This window comes from Bradyrhizobium sp. USDA3010, assembly GCF_056429065.1.
This window is the reverse complement of the sequence record NZ_JBWJZD010000019.1, coordinates 35343-50722: the sequence shown is the minus strand read 5'-3', so window position 1 is coordinate 50722 and position 15380 is coordinate 35343. Positions and strand designations below refer to the sequence as shown.

The 15380-nt window shown below is 63.9% G+C and carries 16 protein-coding genes; 11 read left to right on the top strand and 5 right to left on the bottom strand.

Going from position 1 to position 15380, the window contains the following annotated elements; genetic code table 11:
• From ureC to AC066Y_RS25875, 8 genes are all read left to right on the top strand, one after another.
• The gene (ureC, locus tag AC066Y_RS25910) at positions 1–1716 is read left to right on the top strand and encodes an urease subunit alpha (RefSeq protein ID WP_478276328.1); all 1716 of its coding nucleotides are present in this window, start codon (positions 1–3) and stop codon (positions 1714–1716) included.
• Positions 1717–1764: 48 nt separating this feature from the next.
• A complete protein-coding gene (locus AC066Y_RS25905) occupies positions 1765–2064 on the top strand; it encodes a putative quinol monooxygenase (RefSeq protein ID WP_024581875.1) in 300 nt (99 codons plus the stop codon).
• A gap of 25 nt (positions 2065–2089) precedes the next feature.
• A complete protein-coding gene (locus AC066Y_RS25900) occupies positions 2090–2389 on the top strand; it encodes a putative quinol monooxygenase (protein WP_092118991.1) in 300 nt (99 codons plus the stop codon).
• A gap of 8 nt (positions 2390–2397) precedes the next feature.
• A complete protein-coding gene (locus AC066Y_RS25895) occupies positions 2398–3027 on the top strand; it encodes an urease accessory protein UreE (RefSeq protein ID WP_478276327.1) in 630 nt (209 codons plus the stop codon).
• A complete protein-coding gene (locus AC066Y_RS25890; RefSeq protein WP_478276407.1) occupies positions 3008–3745 on the top strand; it encodes an urease accessory protein UreF in 738 nt (245 codons plus the stop codon). Before AC066Y_RS25895 ends, AC066Y_RS25890 begins: the two co-directional genes overlap by 20 nt.
• Positions 3746–3916: 171 nt before the next feature.
• Positions 3917–4561: an urease accessory protein UreG gene (gene ureG, locus AC066Y_RS25885; protein ID WP_478276326.1), complete on the top strand. Its 645-nt coding sequence runs from the start codon at positions 3917–3919 to the stop codon at positions 4559–4561.
• A 404-nt stretch (positions 4562–4965) separates the two neighbouring features.
• The gene (locus AC066Y_RS25880; RefSeq protein WP_478276325.1) at positions 4966–6627 is read left to right on the top strand and encodes a CHASE domain-containing protein; all 1662 of its coding nucleotides are present in this window, start codon (positions 4966–4968) and stop codon (positions 6625–6627) included.
• Positions 6628–6830: 203 nt separating this feature from the next.
• Positions 6831–7859, top strand: a complete 1029-nt coding sequence (locus tag AC066Y_RS25875) for a cytochrome-c peroxidase (protein WP_478276324.1) — start codon at positions 6831–6833, stop codon at positions 7857–7859.
• Positions 7860–7889: 30 nt separating this feature from the next.
• On the opposite strand, the gene AC066Y_RS25870 is transcribed toward AC066Y_RS25875, so the two are convergent.
• Positions 7890–8051 carry a hypothetical protein gene (locus AC066Y_RS25870; protein ID WP_171947852.1) on the bottom strand — a complete coding sequence of 54 codons (162 nt, stop codon included), beginning with the start codon at positions 8049–8051 and terminating at the stop codon, positions 7890–7892.
• A 319-nt stretch (positions 8052–8370) separates the two neighbouring features.
• Between AC066Y_RS25870 and AC066Y_RS25865 the strand changes: the two genes are divergently transcribed.
• A complete protein-coding gene (locus tag AC066Y_RS25865) occupies positions 8371–9354 on the top strand; it encodes a hypothetical protein (protein WP_478276323.1) in 984 nt (327 codons plus the stop codon).
• Positions 9355–9375: 21 nt separating this feature from the next.
• Here the strand turns inward: AC066Y_RS25865 and AC066Y_RS25860 are convergent, their stop codons facing one another.
• Entirely contained in the window at positions 9376–9741 is a 366-nt protein-coding gene (locus tag AC066Y_RS25860; protein ID WP_478276322.1) for a methylamine utilization protein, read from the bottom strand.
• Positions 9742–9956: 215 nt separating this feature from the next.
• On the opposite strand from AC066Y_RS25860, the gene AC066Y_RS25855 reads away from it, so the two are divergent.
• Positions 9957–12866 carry an EAL domain-containing protein gene (locus AC066Y_RS25855; protein ID WP_478276321.1) on the top strand — a complete coding sequence of 970 codons (2910 nt, stop codon included), beginning with the start codon at positions 9957–9959 and terminating at the stop codon, positions 12864–12866.
• A 60-nt stretch (positions 12867–12926) separates the two neighbouring features.
• Here AC066Y_RS25855 and AC066Y_RS25850 read toward each other — a convergent pair whose 3' ends face one another.
• Genes AC066Y_RS25850 through AC066Y_RS25840 form a run of 3 tightly spaced genes read right to left on the bottom strand, consistent with a single transcriptional unit; the run spans position 12927 to position 14209 of the window.
• The gene (locus AC066Y_RS25850) at positions 12927–13448 is read right to left on the bottom strand and encodes a YdeI/OmpD-associated family protein (RefSeq protein ID WP_478276320.1); all 522 of its coding nucleotides are present in this window, start codon (positions 13446–13448) and stop codon (positions 12927–12929) included.
• A 9-nt stretch (positions 13449–13457) separates the two neighbouring features.
• The gene (locus tag AC066Y_RS25845; RefSeq protein ID WP_092118964.1) at positions 13458–14006 is read right to left on the bottom strand and encodes a sigma-70 family RNA polymerase sigma factor; all 549 of its coding nucleotides are present in this window, start codon (positions 14004–14006) and stop codon (positions 13458–13460) included.
• Positions 14006–14209 carry a NepR family anti-sigma factor gene (locus tag AC066Y_RS25840; RefSeq protein WP_018269610.1) on the bottom strand — a complete coding sequence of 68 codons (204 nt, stop codon included), beginning with the start codon at positions 14207–14209 and terminating at the stop codon, positions 14006–14008. The genes AC066Y_RS25845 and AC066Y_RS25840 overlap by 1 nt, the downstream gene beginning before the upstream one ends.
• Before the next feature lie 266 nt (positions 14210–14475).
• Here AC066Y_RS25840 and AC066Y_RS25835 point away from each other — a divergent pair, with 266 nt between their 5' ends.
• The gene (locus AC066Y_RS25835; RefSeq protein WP_212314214.1) at positions 14476–15288 is read left to right on the top strand and encodes a response regulator; all 813 of its coding nucleotides are present in this window, start codon (positions 14476–14478) and stop codon (positions 15286–15288) included.
• Positions 15289–15380 lie beyond the last annotated feature (92 nt).

Here is a 15380-nt window from a genome sequence, read left to right as displayed (position 1 = left end):
ATGTCCGTGAAGATCAAGCGTTCCGTCTATGCCGACATGTTCGGGCCGACCACCGGCGACAAGGTGCGGCTCGCCGACACCGATCTGATCATCGAGGTCGAGAAGGATCTCACCACCTATGGCGAGGAGGTGAAGTTCGGCGGCGGCAAGGTGATCCGCGACGGCATGGGGCAGTCGCAGGTGACCAACGCGCAGGGCGCGGCCGATACCGTCATCAGCAATGCGCTGATCGTCGATCACTGGGGCATCGTGAAGGCCGATGTCGCGATCAAGGAGGGCATGATCGCCGCGATCGGCAAGGCCGGCAATCCCGACATCCAGCCCAACGTCACCATCATCATCGGCCCCGGCACCGACGTGATCGCGGGTGAGGGCAAGATCCTCACCGCGGGCGGATTCGACAGCCACATCCACTTCATCTGCCCGCAGCAGATCGAGCACGCGCTGATGAGTGGCGTCACCTCGATGTTGGGAGGCGGCACCGGCCCCTCGCACGGCACCTTCGCCACCACCTGCACGCCCGGCCCGTGGCACATGGGGCGGATGATCCAGTCGTTCGACGCCTTCCCGGTCAATCTCGGCATCTCGGGCAAGGGCAACGCCTCGCGCCCGGCGGCGTTGGTCGAGATGATCAAGGGCGGCGCCTGCGCGCTGAAACTGCACGAGGATTGGGGCACCACGCCGTCGGCGATCGACACCTGTCTGTCGGTGGCCGACGATTACGACGTCCAGGTGATGCTGCATTCCGACACGCTGAACGAGTCCGGCTTTGTCGAGGATACCGTGAAGGCCTTCAAGGGTCGCACCATCCATGCTTTCCACACCGAGGGCGCCGGCGGTGGCCACGCGCCGGATATCATTAAAATTGCCGGTCTGAAGAACGTGCTGCCGTCCTCGACCAATCCGACCCGGCCGTTCACCCGCAATACCATCGACGAGCATCTCGACATGCTGATGGTGTGCCATCACCTCGATCCGTCGATCGCCGAGGACCTCGCCTTCGCCGAAAGCCGGATCCGCAAGGAGACCATCGCGGCCGAGGACATCCTGCACGATCTCGGCGCGCTCTCGATGATGTCGTCGGACTCGCAGGCGATGGGCCGGCTCGGTGAAGTCATCATCCGCACCTGGCAGACCGCCGACAAGATGAAGAAGCAGCGCGGGGCCCTGCCGCAGGATAAAGGCAACGACAACGACAATTTCCGCGTCAAGCGCTACATCGCCAAATACACCATCAACCCGGCGATCGCGCATGGCGTGTCGAAGCTGATCGGTTCGGTGGAGAAGGGCAAGATGGCCGATCTGGTGCTGTGGTCGCCGGCGTTCTTCGGCGTCAAGCCGGATTGCATCATCAAGGGCGGCTCGATCGTCGCGGCGCCGATGGGCGATCCCAACGCATCGATCCCGACGCCGCAGCCGGTGCACTACCGGCCGATGTTCGCCGCCTTCGGCAAGGCGCTGACCGCCTCCTCGGTGGTGTTCACCTCGAAGGCTGCGGTCACCGGCGGCCTCGCCCGCAAGCTCGGGATCGGCAAGAAGCTCTACGCGGTGCACAACACCCGCGGAAAGATCTCCAAGAAGAGCATGATCCATAACGACGCGACGCCCGAGATCGAGGTCGACCCGGAGACCTATGAGGTACGCGCAGATGGCGAACTCCTGACCTGCGCGCCGGCCGAGGTGCTGCCCATGGCACAGCGCTACTTTATGTTCTAAAACCCGTCCCGGTATCTAAAGCCAAAGAGAAAATCGGGAGGAATTTCCGTGATTTACGTCGTAGCCACGCTGACCATCAAGCCCGAGACCCGCGCCGAATTCATCGCTGCGGCGACGGCCTGCATCAAGGAAACCCGCAAGGAGCCCGGCAACATCGCCTACGATTTGCACGAGAGCGTCACCGACCACAGCAAGATGGTGTTCGTCGAGCAGTGGGAGAACGCCGAGGCGCTGGTGCCGCATCGCACCGCCGAGCACATGAAGACGTTCGGCCGGGTCGCGGTGAAGTGCATGGCCGCGCCGCCGAAGATCGAGGTGATCACGCCCGAGAAGGTCGACGTTCGCTAACAAGAGCAAGAACGGGAGAAACACCATGATCTATGTCATCGCAACGACGCCGATGAAGCCGGAGAACAAGGACGACTTCATCAGGGGACACAAGGCCTGTATCGCCGAGACCCACAAGGAGAAGGGCTGTCTCTCCTACGAGGGCCATGTCAGCGTCAACGATCCCAATCTGTATGTGGTCGTCGAGCGCTGGGAGACCCGCGACGACCTGACCGCGCACAGCAAGGCCCCGCACATGAAGGTGTGGCGCGAATATTCCGCCGAAATGAAGACGGGCCCGACGGTGATCGAGATCATCAGCGACGCCAAGGTTCAGAAGCTCTGAGGCAATCGATGATCCGCGCAACCAAAGTCCTGGGACAGCATCGCTGGACAGAAGCGGCCGCCGACACCGTCGTGCTCGATTTCGACGACCGGCACCGGCGGCGGATGGCAATGACCGGGACGCGCGGGCTCAAATTCCTGCTCGATCTCGAGAACGCCGTCGCGCTGCGCGGCGGCGACGCATTGGTGCTGGAGGACGGCCGCCTCATCGAGGTGGTCGCAGCTCCGGAGCCGCTGGCGGAAATTCGCGGCAGCGATCCGCATCATCTGATCCGGGTCGCCTGGCATCTTGGCAACCGCCATCTGCCGACGCAGATCATGCCGAAAGGCCTGCGCATTCGGCGCGATCACGTGATCGAGGCGATGGTGAAGGGGTTAGGGGCCCGCGTCATCGAGATCGAGGCGCCGTTCGATCCCGAAGGCGGCGCCTATGCCGAGCACGCACATGCCGACGAGCACGCGCATGGTCACGCCGGGCACGATCATGCCCATGGCGACGCGCACGATCATGGTCACCACCTCGGTGACGGACATCACCATGACCATGGGCATGACCACGACCACCACCATCATCATGATGAGCATTGCGACCATGCCCATCATCACCACGACCACTCCCATGCTCATGACCACAAATGAGCCTGATCCCGCTGCGGTGCGCGGCGGGATGGCGGAGGACGAGGCGGCCGCGCTGTACCGGTTGATGACGTGGCTGTCGCCGTCCTTTCCGGTCGGGGCGTTCGCCTATTCCAGCGGCATCGAATGGGCGGTCGAGGCCGGCGACGTCACCGATGCCGCGACCCTGCGCGGCTGGCTCGCGGCGATGCTCACCGACGGCAGCGGCTTTTGCGACGCCGTGTTCCTCGCACAGAGCCATCGCGCGGCGTCGGAGCCCGGCCACGCCGGACTGAAGGAGATCGCCGAGCTTGCTGCTGCCTTCGTGCCGTCGCGCGAGCGGCAGCTCGAGACCATGACGCAGGGACGCGCTTTCATCGAGATCGCCCGCGCAGCCTGGAGTTCGTCCGGCCTCGACGCGATGACTGCGGCTTGCGACGGGCCGATCGTGTACCCGGTCGCGGTCGGTATCGTCAGCGCTGCGCATGGCATCCGGCTGGCGCCATCGCTGCATGCCTTCCTGCATGCCGTGCTCTCCAACTGGATTTCCGCAGGCAGCCGGTTGATCCCGCTCGGGCAGACCGACAGCCAGCGCGTGCTGGCCGGTCTCGAGCCGGTCGTTGCCGCGACCGCGGCGCGGGCCAACGCAGCTTCGCTCGACGATCTCGGCAGCGCGACCTTCCGGGCCGACCTCGCAAGCCTGCGTCATGAAGCGCAATATACGAGGCTGTTCCGGTCATGATGCGCTACACTGACGGGTCGTCCCTGCGAAAGCAGGGACCCATAACCACCGGCCTTCGTGGTTATGCGAGTTTGCGGCCCCAGCTTCGCGCAACAACTCAATTCGGTGGTTATGGGTCCCGGCTCCGTGCGCAACTGCGCACTCGGCCGGGACGACGATGGATGGATTGATATGGCAACTTCTCATGGCCCGTTGCGCGTCGGCGTCGGCGGTCCGGTCGGCTCCGGCAAGACCGCGCTGATGGACCTGCTCTGCAAGGCGATGCGCGAGCGTTACGACATCGCCGCGATCACCAACGACATCTACACCAAATGGGACGCCGAGTTTCTGGTGCGCTCCGGTTCGCTGACGCCGGACCGCATCGCCGGCGTCGAGACCGGCGGCTGCCCGCACACCGCGATCCGCGAGGACGCCTCGATGAACCTCGCTGCGGTCGCCGATATGCGGGCGAAATTCCCCGACCTCGACCTGGTGCTGATCGAGTCCGGCGGCGACAATCTGGCGGCGACCTTCTCGCCGGAATTGGCGGATCTGACCATCTACGTCATAGACGTCGCCGCCGGCGACAAGATCCCCTCCAAGGGCGGCCCCGGCATCACGCGATCCGACCTTCTGGTGATCAACAAGATCGACCTCGCGCCCCATGTCGGTGCGTCCTTGGAGAAGATGGACACCGACGCCAGGCGGATGCGCGGCGAACGCCCCTTCGTGATGACCAATCTGAAGAAGAGCGAGGGCCTCGACCGCATCATCAGCTTCATCGAGACCAAGGGTGGCCTTCGGTCGCAGGGCGCGGGCAAGGCGGCTGGCCGTTAATCATTGTGGCGGACCGTGGTGCGCTTCACCGTCACCCTGAGGCGCTCGCGTAGCGAGCCTCGAAGGGTGTGTACGGCCCCACTGTCCGGGCCGTTCGCCCTTCGAGACGCGCTTCGCGCTCCTCAGGGTGACGGACGACGAGAGGGGAGCGCACTCCGCCGCAAAAAAGCTGCGCAATCGCCGGAACAATTTCCAACTTTGACGATTAGCAACCTTTGGTGCCGCCAAAGACCGCCGGATGGCGTCGTCGTTAATGTTGCCGACCGGCTCCTGTTGCGTACCGATGATCGCTATTCCATATTCCCTTGCGGCTGGCGTTCATCGCACCCTGATTTGTCGCCGCCCCCGCAGAAGCCAGATGCCTACCGTCCCCTTTCGCCACCCCCTGATTGCCGAGTAAGCGTGTGGTTCGACTGGGCTTCATCGTTGCATTGATTGCGCTGATCGGAGTTCTGCTCTCCGGTCTTGCCGCCTATCGGGTGCACGATCAGGAGCTCGCGATCGACGGTATCGCGCTGGCGCGGGCGATCGACGTCCATGCCAGCCTGGTGCAGGACCGCCTGACCGAGCGCGAGCTGCTGGCGCGGGTGGCCTCGGGACTGTTCCGAACCCCGTCGATGGTGAAGGCCAATATGCTGCAGCCGCTGCGCTCGGCGATCTACGCCTTCAAGACCGATTTCGTCGTCGCCGCCTGGATCGCGCGGCTCAAGCCGAACGAGCTGACCGCGGCCGAGGCGGAGCTGAAGGCCGCCGGCTTCACCAATCCCTCGATCCGCGATTTCGACGACCAGGCGCTCGACATCAAGGCGCTCGACAAGCCGATCAACGTGCTGATGGACGTCGAGCCGCGCAATCCGGAAACCCTGAGCATCCCGGGCCGCGCCTTCGACCGCCACTCGGTGGTCGGTCCGATGCTGGCGCGGGCAATGGAGAACGCCAAGCCCGTGGCCTCGGATCCGGTGCCGCTGCTGCGGCAGAACGGCCCGGTCGGGGTCGTGCTCGCCGCGCCGGTGTTCCAGGAGGGCGGGTCCGAGCCGGCCGGCTTCATCACCTTCTCCTACGAGCTGTCGTCGCTGATGCTGACCAATGACGATTCCTCGCTGTTCGCGGTGGCGTTGAAGGACCCGCGTGATTCCAACGACGAGTTCACCGCCAACGAGCAGGGTATCGTCACCTCGCGCGCGGTGCGCCAGGACGGCCCGCTGCCGTCGATGGTCCGCACGGTGACGTTCGGCGGCCGGGACTGGTCGCTCGACTATTACGCCAAGAGCAACGCCACGGTGCGTGCGCAGCAGACCGCGACCATCGTCGCGGCGATCGGCCTCGCGCTGACCGGCATCGTCTGCGGCCTGTTCGGCTATGTCGCCTACAACAATTTGCGCCTGAGCCGCGAGATCGAGGTTCGGATCGGCTTCGAGCGCCGGCTGACTGCAGTCATCGACGAGCTCAACCATCGGGTCAAGAACATCCTCGCGGTGATCCAGTCGATCGTGACCCGCACGCTGCGGCACGGCGCCGACATCGACGTCGCGCGCGAACTGTTGATCGGGCGCATCCACGCGATGTCGAATGTCGTCACGCTGCTCAGCGAGAGCCAGTGGCAGGGCGTCAAGCTGAAGGGCCTGTTCGAATCGCGCGCGATTCCGCATGCCGACCGGATCGCGGTGAACGGTCCCGACATCACCGTCAGCGCCCGCGCCGCGCAATCGCTGTCGCTGCTGTTTTTTGAGCTCGCCTCGCACTCCGACGAAGGGCTGTCGCTGGTCGGCAAGCATCCGCACATCGTCGCGAACTGGGAGGTCGCCGGCGAGGATGCGGACTCGATGTTCCATTTCCGCTGGGAGGAGTTCAACACCAGCCTGGCGACGCGGCGGGCCGACAGCGATTTCGGCCTGATCCTGCTCGACCGCGTCGCGCCGGAGGCGCTCGGCGGCACCGCGAAGCGCTACTTCACCGACGTCTCCTATGTCTATGAGCTCACCGCGCCGATGGACACCGTGGTCGATATGACCGAGCGCGACCGCACCGAGCAGCTCTCCGCGCCGGTCCGTCCGGCGAAGAAGTAGAGCGCCCCACGAAGTAGAGCGCCGTGGCCGCCTCAGGTTGAGTAGCTATGGTATTGCGCGGATTGATCGAAATCAGGAGGGCCGGACGACGCTCAAATGATCTGTGACGGAATCCGGCATCCGCAATAGCCCGCAGCCGAGCGTTAAAACTTCGTTGAACATGCTTAGGCATATACCGAGCAGGATACCGTCTGAGGACCCCGATGAGGCTTTGGGTCAGCCTGACCTTGCTCGCGGCAGTCTTGCCTGTCGGGCTGTCGCTTGCCTTGACCTCGGCGACGGCGCCGCGCGACCCTGCGACAATTCGTGCCAGCTATCGCCGGCCCGACGTCGTTCCTTTCCCGAGCAGCAATCCCTATTCGGAGGCGAAATCCGCGCTGGGGCAGATGCTGTTCTTCGATCCGCTGCTGTCGCGGTCCAAGACCCATTCCTGCGCGAGCTGCCACAAGCCGAGCCTGTCATGGGCCGACGGCCTTCCGCGCGCCATCGGTGAGGATCCGAAAGGCTTGCCGATCCGTTCGCCGACGCTGATCGATGTGGCCTTCTTCGAGCCGCTGGGATGGGACGGCAAGTTCAAGGATCTCGAATCCGTTGCATTCGGGCCAATTCTGAGCCCGATGAATCTCAACATGACCGAGCCGGAATTGATCGCGCGTCTCGCGGCGATCCCCGGCTATGTCGATGCATTCACCCACGCGTTCGGCGACGGCGCGATCACGCGGCCGAGGATCGAGCAGTCGCTGGCGACCTTCGAGCGCTCCATCGTCGCAGGCGAAGCCCCGTTCGACCGCTGGATCAAGGGCGACGAGAGCGCGATCAGCGCAACGGCCCAGCGCGGCTTTGAGCTTTTCAATGGCAAGGGACGTTGTTCGTCCTGCCACAGCGGCCCATCCTTCTCCGACGGGTCCTTCCAGGATATCGGCACCGCCAAGGGCCACGACATCGGGCGCGGACGTTACTTTCCGACCTCGGCGAAGCTGAAATATGCGTTCAAGACCCCGACATTGCGCGATGTCGCGCGCCGTGCGCCCTACATGCACGACGGATCGGTCGCGACGCTGGAAGATGTCATCGAGCTCTACAACAAGGGCGGGATCGAGCGGCCGAGCCGGTCGCCCGACATCAAGCCGTTGTCTCTGACGGCAGGCGAGAAGAAGGACCTCATCGCCTTCCTGCAATCCCTGACCGCCACGGCCCCGCCGGTGGCGGGGATCCCCAAATTGCCGCGCTGAGCGCAGCAGAGCGTCTGGAACGGGGGCTCGTCAGGCGAGGTGCGGCAGCGCGGCCCCAAGCAGGCCGAGCCCGACGATCAGGAACGCGCCCGCGCAGGTCTCGAGGGCCGCCGTGCGCGACGGGGACGATTTTGTCACATAGGCAAGGGCTGACCCCACCCCGATACTCACGACGCTCAACACTCCGAACATTTAACCGGCCTCCCGATCCGATTTGTCCGGGTTTCACTACGACAGTTGAATTGAGCCCCTGTGCCGGAATTAGCTAAAATTCGATGGAACCGCCCGGAAAAGATGCAATGAGGGACGGGTTGGGGCCTGCCTGCCGCAATTAACCACAATGCAACCAGCGGATGTCCAGAGGCAGGCGCAAAGCGTAAAATTTGATATAAGTTAAACAAGTCCTTAAGCGTATGTGTGTGTGTGGGCGGTTGGTTCAATGTTTAATGGGCGGGAGCGAGATGCCGCGTCGGCTGTGCGCTCCTTTTTTGCCACGTGCCTTGCAGCGGTTTTGTTTTGCGTCGTAGCCGCGCGCAGTGCCGAGGCACACGTCAAATGGTTTTGCGCTTACGATGTCGCCGGTCAGCCCCGCGGACTCGAGAATGTCCTTTGCCTCGATTTTGAACTGCTGCTCGGTGTCGCCGTCTTCTGGCTGTTTGCGGGCTGCCTGATCGAGCCGACGTCGCTCGGCGATGCGACCATTCGCGTGCTGGACCGCATTACCGAGGGACTTCGGCTGCACACCGAACTGATGATGCGCGCCGTCTGCGCGTTCTTCTTCATCTCGATCTGGGCCGTGGGCGGGATCCTGCTGACCCCCGAGTTGAAGACGTCGTCACCGCTGGTGGGCGCGTTGCAGCTCGCCATCGCCGCCGGCATGCTGTCGCGGCGCACGCTGCCGCTGTCGGCCGTGGGGATGGCGATCCTGTTCGGCATCGGGGTTCGCGGTTACGGCGTCTTCCATCTTGCCGACTACCCGATTTTTCTCGGCGTTGCCGCCTATTTTGCGCTGATCGGGCTGAACAAGGATCTGTTCGGAATCCGGCCGATCGACGTGATGCGGTACGCCGCGGCGGTGACGCTGATGTGGGCATCGATCGAAAAATGGGCCTATCCGGAATGGAGCTTTCCGCTCCTGATCGAGCATACCGGGATGAGCCTCGGCTTCGACAATGAGTTCTACATGCGCGCCGCGGGCATGGTGGAATTCACGCTCGCCTTTGCCCTGATCTGGACGCCGCTGATCCGGCGCTGCGCCGCCGCCGTGCTGACGGGGATGTTCATCAGCGCGTGCTTCGAGTTCGGTAAGATCGACACCATCGGACACTCGGCGATCATCGCCGTGCTGTTTGCGATTCTCGCCGACAACAAGGTGTTGCCGCGCGATCGTCGCGCGCCGTGGCTTGCCCCGGTTGCGCTCTGTGCCGCGCTGTCGCTGACGCTGTTCGTCTACTATTTCGGCCACGCCGCGATCTTCAAGACCTCGGTCCTGTAGATCGTTAATCCCCGAGGGGGACTATTTGGCGACGTGGACCGCGAGCTTCATCTTCGGATGAATGCCGCACAGCACGGTGTAGTCGCCGGGTACGGAAAATGTGACGTCGAACTTGCTGCCCGGTTGCTGGTCGCCCGAGTCGAAACTGAACGCATCGGTGCTCAAATAAGCGTGATGCAGCAGTTCGCCGTCATCGTTAATGAATCGTAAAATCTCGCCGCGCTTGATTGATATCTCTGCGGGCTTGAATTCGCGATCCTTCTGCGAAATGACGTATGGCGCCGCACCCAGAGCGGCGCCGGCTAGCGCTCCCGTGACAATCGCGGCCACTAAAGGCACGCCTCCGGACCGGCCGAGGCGCAGGATGCGCAACAAGCCTGACTGCATGAGACCCCCGCTTGGAATTCCGACGCCGGCCAATCTAACGTGCAAATGATGCGTCTCGCATTTACCTGTAAGGGTGATTATCGCTGGCTGATCTTAACGATTTCAGCATCAGTTCCAGTCACTACTAAAGCAATTTTGAGCAGACAGTCATTTTTCCGCAAGCGCTACGCGTTTCTGCGTGGCTTGAACATCGAGCACTACGGCGAAACGCGGGTATGGATAGCCTATTGGGCAGCCTCAAGGTGAAGACCGGTGCAGCCATTCGGTTCGCAACCGGCGGCCTGTCGCGTCTTGCCCTGACCACGGGTTCGATCCGCACCCAGATTCTGATTTTCTGCCTCGCGATGAGCGCCGTTGCCGTCGCGCTCGGCGGATACTCCATCCTCGGCATCCGCCATGCCGGCGATCTGGTGGCCAAGACGTTCGACGAATCCCTGATGTCGATCAATTACGCCCGCGCGGCCGGGGCGGACTTCGCCTCGATGCGGGTCGCGTCGTCGCAGCGTCTGCTGACCACGGATCTGGAAATTCGCGCCAGCCTCGACAGCCAGATCGAAAAGCTCGCCAAGACGCTCTCGGAAGACCTGACCATCGCTGCCGACCGCTCGCAGTCCTCGCGGGCCGCGCAAGCCGCGGCAAAGGTTCAGGAAGCCGCCGACGCCTGGATGGCGCTGCATCGCCGCGCCATCGGATCGTCGATCGAGGGAAGCCCGGCGGCCGATCCGCAGTCCTCGGGCACCACGGTCGGCGACGTCGATCGCTACTCCAAGATCGTCAGCCAGCAGGTTGAGCTGCTGGTCAACTATACGGCCGGCGACGGCTTTCTGTTCAGGCAGAAGGCGCTCTCGACGATCAAGCGGGATCTGCAGCTCAACGTCGCCGGGCTGACCGTCGCGCTGTTCCTGTCGGCGCTGTTCTCGTGGGTATTGGCGCGCCGGATCATCGGGCCCGTCGCCATTGCATCGCGGGCTGCGCGGAGCATCGCCGGCGGCGACCTCGACGCGACCGTCCCCAAGGGCGGCACCGACGAGCTCGGCACGCTGCTGACCGCCATGGAAACCATGCGCGACAACATCAGGCGGATGGTCGATCAGGAGGTGTCGCAACGCCGCTCCGCGCAGGCGCGGCTTTCCGATGCGCTCGAAACGTCGCACGAAGGCGTCGTGCTGCTCGATGCGGATGGCCAGATCGCGCTGGCCAATTCGCGCGCCAGCGAATTCATCCGTCTCTCGCCGCAGCTTCTGCAGTCGGATCGGCTCGATGCCCCCAGCCTGGCATTGGCCGACAGTGACTTCGATGGCTTCGCGAGTGAGGCGCAGCTTTCCGACGGGCGCTGGCTGCGTGTCAGCCGCAGCGAGACGCAGGAGGGCGGCGTCGTTCTCGTCTACAGCGACATCTCCGCGTTGAAGCAGCAGAAGGCCGAGCTGCATGAAACCAATCTGCGGCTCGACGCGGCGCTCACGCACATGTCGCAAGGGCTGTGCCTCTACAACAGCGAGGCGCGGCTGCAGGTCGCCAACCGCAGGTTCTGCGAGATCTTCGACATTTCGCCGGAGCTCGTCGTTCCCGGAATGACCATGGAGGACGTGCTCGGCCTCAGCGTCGCCGCCGACAATCACGGTGACCAGACCGTCGCCGACCTGCTGGCGGAACGCGAGCGATCGATGGCCCAGCACGAGGGCAACTATCTGCAGCATCTCAGCGATGGACGGATCATTGCCATCGCGCAACGGCCGACATCCGACGGCGGCTGGCTCGTCACCTGCGAGGATGTCACCGAACAGCAGCGCGCCGAGTCGCAGATCGCGTTCATGGCCCGGCACGATGCCCTGACCAGGCTGCCGAACCGGACGCTGCTGGCCGAACGGATCGAGCTGGCGGTCGCTCAGGTCGGCCGCGGATCCGGCTTCGCGGTGTTCTGCCTCGATCTCGATAATTTCAAGCAGGTCAACGATACGCTCGGGCATCCGGTCGGCGACGAACTGCTGTGTGCGGTCGCCGACCGCCTCAACGCCTGCGTCCGCGAGGTCGACACCGTCGCGCGCCTGGGCGGCGACGAGTTCGCGGTCATCCAGTGTGGCGTCCAGGGCGGAGAGGAGGCCGAGCGCCTCGCCCGCCGCATCGTGGAATGCGTCGGCGCTCCGTACGAGCTGAACGGGCATCGCGTCGTGGTCGGATGCAGCGTCGGCATCTCGATGTCGCCGGTCGACGGCAGCACCGGAGAGAAGCTCCTGAAGAACGCCGACGTCGCTCTGTACCGCGCCAAGATGGAAGGCCGGGGTACCTGGCGCTTCTTCGAGCCCGCGATGGACGCCAGCCTGCAGCGGCGCCGGGCGATCGAGCTCGATCTCCGCGAGGCGATGGCCAAGGACGAGTTCTCGTTGTACTACCAGCCGCTTTACGATCTCCATCTCGACCGCATCTGCGGCTTCGAGGCGCTGCTGCGCTGGCATCACCCGAAGCGGGGAATGGTGGCGCCGGACCAGTTCATCCCGATCGCCGAAGAGATCGGCCTGATCGGCCCGTTGGGAGAATGGGTCCTCAATCGCGCCTGCGAGCAGGCCGTCACCTGGCCCAGCGAGATGAAGCTCGCGGTCAACGTCTCCGCGGTCCAGTTTCGCGATCCCGACTTCATCGACGTCGTCGTCAACGGGCTGGCGGCGTCGAAATTGTCGCCGCGCCGGCTGGAGCTTGAAATCACCGAGTCCGTCTTCCTCGCGAACAGCAGCGAGACGCTTGCAACGCTGCACAAGCTGAAGGCGTTAGGACTGCGCATCGCGCTGGACGATTTCGGCACCGGTTATTCGTCGCTCAGCTATCTGCGCAGTTTTCCGTTCGACAAGCTCAAGATCGACAAATCCTTCGTGGGCGACGCGACCGCGGCGCATGGATCGAAATCGATCGTGCGCGCCGTCATCAGCCTTGGCCGGAGCCTTGGCATGACCACGATCGCCGAAGGCATCGAGACCGTCGAGCAGCTGGACTACATGCGGGCCGAGGGCTGCAACGAGGCCCAGGGCTTCCTGTTCAGCCATCCGGTTCCGGTGACCGAGATCGCGGGCAAGATTCTCGAATTGAGAAACGGCTTCAAGCCGACTGCCGTCAGGCAGGCGATGGCGGGCTGATGGCGCGACCGTCGCGCAACGCGGCAGATCACGCAGCAGCGAGCGCCAGCGAAAAACGCTCTAGTCTGACGATGATCGATCGAGACGGGCGATGGTCTGCTCGATCCGGCGTGCGCGCGTCTCCGGCTTTTTGGCTTCGGTGATTGCCTCAACGTATTCTCGCTGGCGCGAGTAGCTGAGCTGATCCCAGCGGGCCCGCGCAGCGGGGGTGAGCGCCTTGTCCAGGTCGGGTGGGACGTCGACAGTGCGTTTTTCGGCATCGAGTTCGAGCGTGACCCGTAATGTCTCGCCGCCCTTTAGGCCCGCCGCCTCGCGGTTGCTCTTTCGCAAGGGAATGCAGACCTGCCCGCCCATCGAGGCGATGGTGCTTCGATAGGTGTAGCCGTTCAGCGTGACCAGAACCGGAGCGCGAACCTTCCCGAAAACAACCTTCGGATCGAACGTCACCGGTATGAAGCAGGCGCTGCCCTCCAGGATGATGGTGGCTTCAAACGTCTTCCTGGTCATGCTGCGCGATACCGTTGTGGACGATCGCCGAATGAAAAAAAGGCGGCCCAGCGGGCCGCCCTTCCATTCCAGCATCGCGCCTGGCTAGCCGCCATTGCCGCCGATCACGGCGCGCACGGTGTTGTCGGGACCGAAATCCTCGGCGCTGTCGACGTAGAGCAGCGCGGAGAGCTTCGATCGCGCGCGGTTGACGCGGCTCTTGATGGTGCCGACCGCGCAGCCGCAGATCGCCGCGGCATCCTCGTAGGAGAAGCCGGAGGCGCCAACCAGGATCAGCGCCTCGCGCTGGTCCTGCGGCAGCTTCTCGAGCGCAGCGCGGAATTCCTCGAACTCCAGATGCGCTGTCTGCGACGGCTGGCTCTTCAGCGTCTTGGCATAATTGCCCTCGGCATCCTCCACCTCGCGCCGCCGCTTCCGGTAGTCGGAGCGAAACAGGTTGCGCAGGATCGTGAACAACCACGCGGGCAGGTTCGAGCCGGGCTGGAACGAGTCGATATTGGCGATCGCGCGCAGCAGGGTCTCCTGCACCAGATCGTCGGCACGGTCACCATTACCGGACAGCGAGATCGCGAACGCGCGCAGGCTCGGGACCGACGCCAGGATGTCGTCGCGAAGTTCATTGGTGAGAGGCATTAGTCCCCTCCATTGTTCTTGTCAGTGTCGCCCCCGGCCACGGCCGCCGCGGCAGCCTCGGGTCCGTCGAGTTTGCGGATCAGCTCCGCAAAGCGGTCGGGCACCCCCTGCCGCACCACGTCGTCGTACATGGCGCGAAGCTGGTGGCCGATTCTCGATTGAATCTCGGCGTTGAGACCGCCCTGCTTCTTTACTTCCTTCATGATGTGATCCACGCTTCCCCGGGAGTGAAGTCTCTGATTTTCAAGTCGATTCCTCGAAAAAAGAGGCTGGCCGCGTTGCCTCGTCGGTCAGGAGCTAATGCAAAGTTGCGCAGAAAGTTCCGGAAGACTGGAACTATTTCGTGGAACTTTTTCGGCGCTCGCGCGTAGTCGGGCATGCAGGGGAACCTGGGGCGCCCCAAAATGGTACGCCGCCCCAGAGTACGGGTTTCAGGCCGGTTGGCCTCACGAACAAGGATGGAGTGGGAATGTCCCGATCACAGATCGTTGCCGAACACCTTCCGCTGCTGCGCCGTTATGCGCGCGCACTGACCGGAAACCAGGCGTCCGGGGACGCCTATGTCGGGGCCATGCTCGAGGCCCTGTTGCAGGACGGATCGTTGCTGGACCAGAGCCACGGTCCGCGCGCCGGCCTGTTTCGGCTGTTCACCCAGATCTGGAATTCGGTGTCGGTGAACAACAATGACAATGCCGATGTGGCGACGCTCTCGTTGCCGCCGGAGCGCCGGCTCTCCAATATAACGCCGCTGCCTCGGCAGGCCTTCCTGCTGTTGTCGCTGGAAGGCTTCTCGGAGGAGGAGGTCGGCTACATTCTCGGCACCGACATTGCCGAGACCCGCAAGCTGACCGATGCCGCCGGCCGCGAGATGGCCGCCGAGATCGCCACCGATGTCCTGATCATCGAGGACGAGACCTTCATCGCCATGGACCTCGAGAGCCTGGTGAAGAATCTCGGCCACAATGTCATCGGCGTTGCGCGCACGCATTCCGATGCGGTGGCGCTCGCCAAGAACAAGAAGCCCGGCCTGATCCTCGCCGACATCCAGCTCGCCGACGGCTCGTCGGGCCTCGATGCGGTGAATGAGCTGCTGCGCACGTTCGAGGTGCCGGTGGTGTTCATCACGGCCTATCCCGAGCGCTTCCTGACCGGCGAACGGCCGGAGCCGGCGTTCCTGATCTCGAAGCCGTTCCAGCCCGCGATGGTGTCGGCGGTGGCGAGTCAGGCGCTGTTCTTCCAGCGCAACTCGCGCAACCGCACGCCGCGCGCGGCGTCGGCATGAGCTGAACTTACGCAAGAGGCACAATGCAAGCCGGTGTGCCGAAAGGTACGCCGGCTTTTTCTTGGGCTAGGCTGCGTGGCGCGCGATGTCGA

Excerpts from the sequence above, each read along its gene's own strand:
- ureC (WP_478276328.1), top strand. The coding sequence starts at position 1 with ATGTCCGTGAAGATCAAGCGTTCCGTCTATGCCGACATGTTCGGGCCG.
- AC066Y_RS25900 (WP_092118991.1), top strand. The coding sequence starts at position 2,090 with ATGATCTATGTCATCGCAACGACGCCGATGAAGCCGGAGAACAAGGAC.
- AC066Y_RS25895 (WP_478276327.1), top strand. The coding sequence starts at position 2,398 with ATGATCCGCGCAACCAAAGTCCTGGGACAGCATCGCTGGACAGAAGCG.
- AC066Y_RS25890 (WP_478276407.1), top strand. The coding sequence starts at position 3,008 with ATGCTCATGACCACAAATGAGCCTGATCCCGCTGCGGTGCGCGGCGGG.
- ureG (WP_478276326.1), top strand. The coding sequence starts at position 3,917 with ATGGCAACTTCTCATGGCCCGTTGCGCGTCGGCGTCGGCGGTCCGGTC.
- AC066Y_RS25875 (WP_478276324.1), top strand. The coding sequence starts at position 6,831 with ATGAGGCTTTGGGTCAGCCTGACCTTGCTCGCGGCAGTCTTGCCTGTC.
- AC066Y_RS25870 (WP_171947852.1), bottom strand. The coding sequence starts at position 8,051 with ATGTTCGGAGTGTTGAGCGTCGTGAGTATCGGGGTGGGGTCAGCCCTT.
- AC066Y_RS25860 (WP_478276322.1), bottom strand. The coding sequence starts at position 9,741 with ATGCAGTCAGGCTTGTTGCGCATCCTGCGCCTCGGCCGGTCCGGAGGC.
- AC066Y_RS25855 (WP_478276321.1), top strand. The coding sequence starts at position 9,957 with ATGGATAGCCTATTGGGCAGCCTCAAGGTGAAGACCGGTGCAGCCATT.
- AC066Y_RS25850 (WP_478276320.1), bottom strand. The coding sequence starts at position 13,448 with ATGCTGGAATGGAAGGGCGGCCCGCTGGGCCGCCTTTTTTTCATTCGG.
- AC066Y_RS25845 (WP_092118964.1), bottom strand. The coding sequence starts at position 14,006 with ATGCCTCTCACCAATGAACTTCGCGACGACATCCTGGCGTCGGTCCCG.
- AC066Y_RS25840 (WP_018269610.1), bottom strand. The coding sequence starts at position 14,209 with ATGAAGGAAGTAAAGAAGCAGGGCGGTCTCAACGCCGAGATTCAATCG.
- AC066Y_RS25835 (WP_212314214.1), top strand. The coding sequence starts at position 14,476 with ATGTCCCGATCACAGATCGTTGCCGAACACCTTCCGCTGCTGCGCCGT.